A 5,791-nucleotide genomic window follows, 5' to 3' on the forward strand; every position below is an offset into this window, starting at 1 on the left:
GGGTGGGGTGGTGGGTTAAGTGCGAAAGGCCCCACCGTGGGTGGGGCCTTTCGTCTAATGGTTGTCCGGCGGCGTCCTACTCTCCCACACTCTCTCGGGTGCAGTACCATCGGCGCTGTGGGTCTTAGCTTCCGGGTTCGGAATGGGACCGGGCGTTTCCCCCACGCTGTGACCGCCGTAACCCTTTTACCCGTTCCCCCGTGTTGGTGGGGGTGGGAAGTTTTGTGGTTACAACTGTGAACAATCTGTGTTCGTGGACAAAGAGTGTTCCTGTATGTAGTTGTTATGGTTCCGTTGTTGGTTGGGAACCGCATAGTGGACGAAAGCAGCATATCTTTTACACGCACCTTAGGTGTGAACGTCTTTTGATGCCGTTCACGGGTGGTGTGTGTGGTGTAAGTTATCGGCTTATTAGTACCGGTCAGCTTCACAAGTCGTTAGTCCTTGCTTCCACGTCCGGCCTATCAACCCAGTGGTCTGGCTGGGGGCCTCTCACACAAATGTGTATGGAAATCTCATCTCGAAGCAGGCTTCCCGCTTAGATGCTTTCAGCGGTTATCCCATCCGAACGTAGCTAATCAGCGGTGCACTTGGCAGTACAACTGACACACCAGAGGTTCGTCCGTCCCGGTCCTCTCGTACTAAGGACAGCCCTTCTCAAATTTCCTGCGCGCGCAGCGGATAGGGACCGAACTGTCTCACGACGTTCTAAACCCAGCTCGCGTACCGCTTTAATGGGCGAACAGCCCAACCCTTGGGACCTACTCCAGCCCCAGGATGCGACGAGCCGACATCGAGGTGCCAAACCATGCCGTCGATATGGACTCTTGGGCAAGATCAGCCTGTTATCCCCGAGGTACCTTTTATCCGTTGAGCGACGGCCATTCCACAATGTACCGCCGGATCACTAGTCCCGACTTTCGTCCCTGCTTGAGATGTCTCTCTCACAGTCAAGCTCCCTTGTGCACTTACACTCGACACCTGATTGCCAACCAGGCTGAGGGAACCTTTGGGCGCCTCCGTTACTTTTTAGGAGGCAACCGCCCCAGTTAAACTACCCATCAGGCACTGTCCCTGACCCGGATTACGGGCCGAAGTTAGATATCCAGTATGACCAGAGTGGTATTTCAACGATGACTCCCCCTGAACTGGCGTCCAGGGTTCACAGTCTCCCACCTATCCTACACAAGCCACACCGAACACCAATACCAAACTATAGTGAAGGTCTCGGGGTCTTTCCGTCCTGCTGCGCGTAACGAGCATCTTTACTCGTAGTGCAATTTCGCCGAGCTTATGGTTGAGACAGCGGGGAAGTCGTTACTCCATTCGTGCAGGTCGGAACTTACCCGACAAGGAATTTCGCTACCTTAGGATGGTTATAGTTACCACCGCCGTTTACTGGGGCTTAAATTCCCAGCTTCGCACCCCGAAGGGCACTAACCGGTCCTCTTAACCTTCCAGCACCGGGCAGGAGTCAGTCCGTATACATCGTCTTGCGACTTCGCACGGACCTGTGTTTTTAGTAAACAGTCGCTTCCCCCTGGTCTCTGCGGCCCCACAACGCTCACGACAGCAAGTGTCGGTCACGGGTGAGGCCCCCCTTCTCCCGAAGTTACGGGGGCATTTTGCCGAGTTCCTTAACCATAATTCTCTCGATCGCCTTAGTATTCTCTACCTGATCACCTGTGTCGGTTTGGGGTACGGGCGGCTAAAACCTCGCGCCGATGCTTTTCTAGGCAGCATAGGATCACCGGATCCCCGCATAACGGGGCCCATCGGGTCTCAGAGACGGTATCAAAACCAGGACCACGGATTTGCCTATGGTCCCTCCTACATCCTTAGACCGGGGCAACCATCGCCCGGCCCGGCTACCTTCCTGCGTCACACCTGTTAATACGCTTACCTCCCAGGATCAGGTCCCGCGCTCCACCAAAAACCGCATCACCCCGAAGGGTGGACGGTCAGGTTTCGGGCGGTTAGTATCCCCTGCTCAGTATGGGCGGTTTTTCGCCGGTACGGGAATATCAACCCGTTGTCCATCGACTACGCCTGTCGGCCTCGCCTTAGGTCCCGACTTACCCAGGGCAGATTAGCTTGACCCTGGAACCCTTGATCATTCGGCGGACGGGTTTCTCACCCGTCTTTCGCTACTCATGCCTGCATTCTCACTCGTGTAGGCTCCACCGCTGGTTTACACCGCGACTTCACCGCCCACACGACGCTCCCCTACCACTCCAGACGCCTGAACTCAGGAGAACAAGTCTCCGGCTTAGCTAATATCTGAAATCCACAACTTCGGCGGTGTACTTGAGCCCCGCTACATTGTCGGCGCGGAATCACTTGACCAGTGAGCTATTACGCACTCTTTCAAGGATGGCTGCTTCTAAGCCAACCTCCTGGTTGTCTTCGCAACTCCACATCCTTTCCCACTTAGCACACGCTTAGGGGCCTTAGTTGGTGGTCTGGGCTGTTTCCCTCTCGACTATGAAGCTTATCCCCCACAGTCTCACTGCTGCGCTCTCACTTACCGGCATTCGGAGTTTGGCTGACGTCAGTAACCTTGTAGGGCCCATTAGCCATCCAGTAGCTCTACCTCCGGTAAGAAACACGCAACGCTGCACCTAAATGCATTTCGGGGAGAACCAGCTATCACGAAGTTTGATTGGCCTTTCACCCCTACCCACAGCTCATCCCCTCCATTTTCAACTGAAGTGGGTTCGGTCCTCCACGACGTCTTACCGTCGCTTCAACCTGGCCATGGGTAGATCACTTCGCTTCGGGTCTAGATCACGCCACTCACTCGCCCTATTCAGACTCGCTTTCGCTACGGCTTCCCCACACGGGTTAACCTCGCGACGTAACACTAACTCGCAGGCTCATTCTTCAAAAGGCACGCCATCACACCACCACCCCCGAAGGGATAGCAACGCTCTGACGGATTGTAGGCACACGGTTTCAGGTACTGTTTCACTCCCCTCCCGGGGTACTTTTCACCTTTCCCTCACGGTACTTGTCCGCTATCGGTCATCAGGGAGTATTTAGGCTTACCAGGTGGTCCTGGCAGATTCGCACGGGATTTCTCGGGCCCCGTACTACTTGGGATACTCTCCAAACGGCAGCACGCATTACGGTTACGGGACTTACACCCTCTCCGGCCGGCCTTTCAAGACCGTTCACCTATACGCCTGCACTCATTTCACTGATCCGGCAGAATCAGTACGGAAAGTCCCGCAACCCCAGTGATGCAACGCCCGCCGGCTATCACACACCACTGGTTTAGCCTCATCCGCGTTCGCTCGCCACTACTAACGGAATCACTGTTGTTTTCTCTTCCTGTGGGTACTGAGATGTTTCACTTCCCCACGTTCCCTCCACGCACCCTATGTGTTCAGATGCGGGTCACCCGGTCCATCGCTGGCCAGGCGGGGTTTCCCCATTCGGAAATCCTGGGCTCACAGTCCGGTTATCGACTCCCCCAGGCTTATCGCAGATTCCCACGTCCTTCTTCGGCTCCTGATGCCAAGGCATCCACCGTGTGCCCTTAAAAACTTGACCACAAAAGATCAAAAAACATATCGAGAAAACCATGGCAACAGACAACGTCTGAAACCAAGATTTTTTGAAATTGCTTCTTATTTTTAAGATGCTCTCGTCCACTATGCAGTTCTCAACCAACAACCCCACACCACCAGCAGACAACCCCGCCAACACACCAACCGGCGCATCAAACACAGGATCCCGCTGCCATGGCAGGGAAAAACCAGAAACCCCAGCACCCCAACCCACCCCACACCACCCACACACCCAAAAGCATGTGAACAATGCACGAGAATCAGAGCCCTGTTATTTCAGGACCCAACAGTGTGCCATACGATAACCCGATCACCACCAACCAACACCCTTTCCACACCACCCCCCGAAGAGGGCGACCGTACTCAACTGCCAGCCAGCGCCACCAGGCACCTATCCATTGATATTCCACCCTTGAGCAGCCCACCGCGGAACAAACGCCCGCGCAATAGGCCATACTCCTGCGAACCCCACACCAACCACACTGGATTGATGAGAACAGGTTCGAGGTGCTCCTTAGAAAGGAGGTGATCCAGCCGCACCTTCCGGTACGGCTACCTTGTTACGACTTAGTCCCAATCGCCGGTCCCACCTTCGACAGCTCCCTCCCCACAAGGGGGTTAGGCCACCGGCTTCGGGTGTTACCAACTTTCGTGACTTGACGGGCGGTGTGTACAAGGCCCGGGAACGTATTCACCGCAGCGTTGCTGATCTGCGATTACTAGCGACTCCGACTTCATGAGGTCGAGTTGCAGACCTCAATCCGAACTGAGACCGGCTTTTTGGGATTAGCTCCACCTCACAGTATCGCAACCCTTTGTACCGGCCATTGTAGCATGCGTGAAGCCCAAGACATAAGGGGCATGATGATTTGACGTCGTCCCCACCTTCCTCCGAGTTGACCCCGGCAGTCTCCTATGAGTCCCCGCCATAACGCGCTGGCAACATAGAACGAGGGTTGCGCTCGTTGCGGGACTTAACCCAACATCTCACGACACGAGCTGACGACAACCATGCACCACCTGTAAACCGGCCGCAAGCGGCCAACACATCTCTGCGCTGTTCCAGTTCATGTCAAGCCTTGGTAAGGTTCTTCGCGTTGCATCGAATTAATCCGCATGCTCCGCCGCTTGTGCGGGCCCCCGTCAATTCCTTTGAGTTTTAGCCTTGCGGCCGTACTCCCCAGGCGGGGCACTTAATGCGTTAGCTACGGCGCGGAAAACGTGGAATGTCCCCCACACCTAGTGCCCAACGTTTACGGCATGGACTACCAGGGTATCTAATCCTGTTCGCTCCCCATGCTTTCGCTCCTCAGCGTCAGTTAATGCCCAGAGACCTGCCTTCGCCATCGGTGTTCCTCCTGATATCTGCGCATTTCACCGCTACACCAGGAATTCCAGTCTCCCCTACATCACTCTAGTCTGCCCGTACCCACCGCAGATCCGGGGTTAAGCCCCGGACTTTCACGGCAGACGCGACAAACCGCCTACGAGCTCTTTACGCCCAATAATTCCGGATAACGCTTGCGCCCTACGTATTACCGCGGCTGCTGGCACGTAGTTAGCCGGCGCTTCTTCTGCAGGTACCGTCACTTTCGCTTCTTCCCTACTGAAAGAGGTTTACAACCCGAAGGCCTTCATCCCCCACGCGGCGTCGCTGCATCAGGCTTGCGCCCATTGTGCAATATTCCCCACTGCTGCCTCCCGTAGGAGTCTGGGCCGTGTCTCAGTCCCAGTGTGGCCGTCCACCCTCTCAGGCCGGCTACCCGTCGTCGCCTTGGTAGGCCATTACCCCACCAACAAGCTGATAGGCCGCGAGTCCATCCAAAACCGCAATAAAGCTTTCCACCAACATGGCATGCGCCAGAAGGTCATATCCAGTATTAGACCCGGTTTCCCAGGCTTATCCCAGAGTCAAGGGCAGGTTACTCACGTGTTACTCACCCGTTCGCCACTAATCCCCCAGCAAGCTGGGATCATCGTTCGACTTGCATGTGTTAAGCACGCCGCCAGCGTTCATCCTGAGCCAGGATCAAACTCTCCGTAAATGCATTACAGACACGCACCCACCACCAGGAAAAACCAGTAAACAGGCACGCGCAAAATTCGAAACCAGCCAAAAACAACCACACAACACCACGGGGTGATGCTATGCAGCCAAATTCAACCAATCAATAAAACAATCGGTATCAACAAACATGGCACACTATTGAGTTCTCAAA

General features: G+C 55.2%; 3 rRNA genes. All 3 read right to left on the reverse strand.

The features are described 5' to 3' along the window. Nucleotides 1–63 precede the first annotated feature (63 nt). Nucleotides 64–180: ribosomal RNA gene (gene rrf, locus HMI57_RS18210) — 5S ribosomal RNA — on the reverse strand. A 210-nt stretch (nt 181–390) separates the two neighbouring features. Beyond that, nucleotides 391–3,555: ribosomal RNA gene (locus tag HMI57_RS18215) — 23S ribosomal RNA — on the reverse strand. A gap of 535 nt (nt 3,556–4,090) precedes the next feature. After that, nucleotides 4,091–5,617 (reverse strand): 16S ribosomal RNA (locus HMI57_RS18220). Together the 16S, 23S and 5S rRNA genes form the textbook arrangement of a ribosomal RNA operon. Nucleotides 5,618–5,791: the final 174 nt, after the last annotated feature.

The sequence above is a fragment of the Arthrobacter sp. 260 genome (assembly GCF_013116745.1).
Classification (GTDB): Bacteria; Actinomycetota; Actinomycetes; order Actinomycetales; family Micrococcaceae; genus Arthrobacter_D.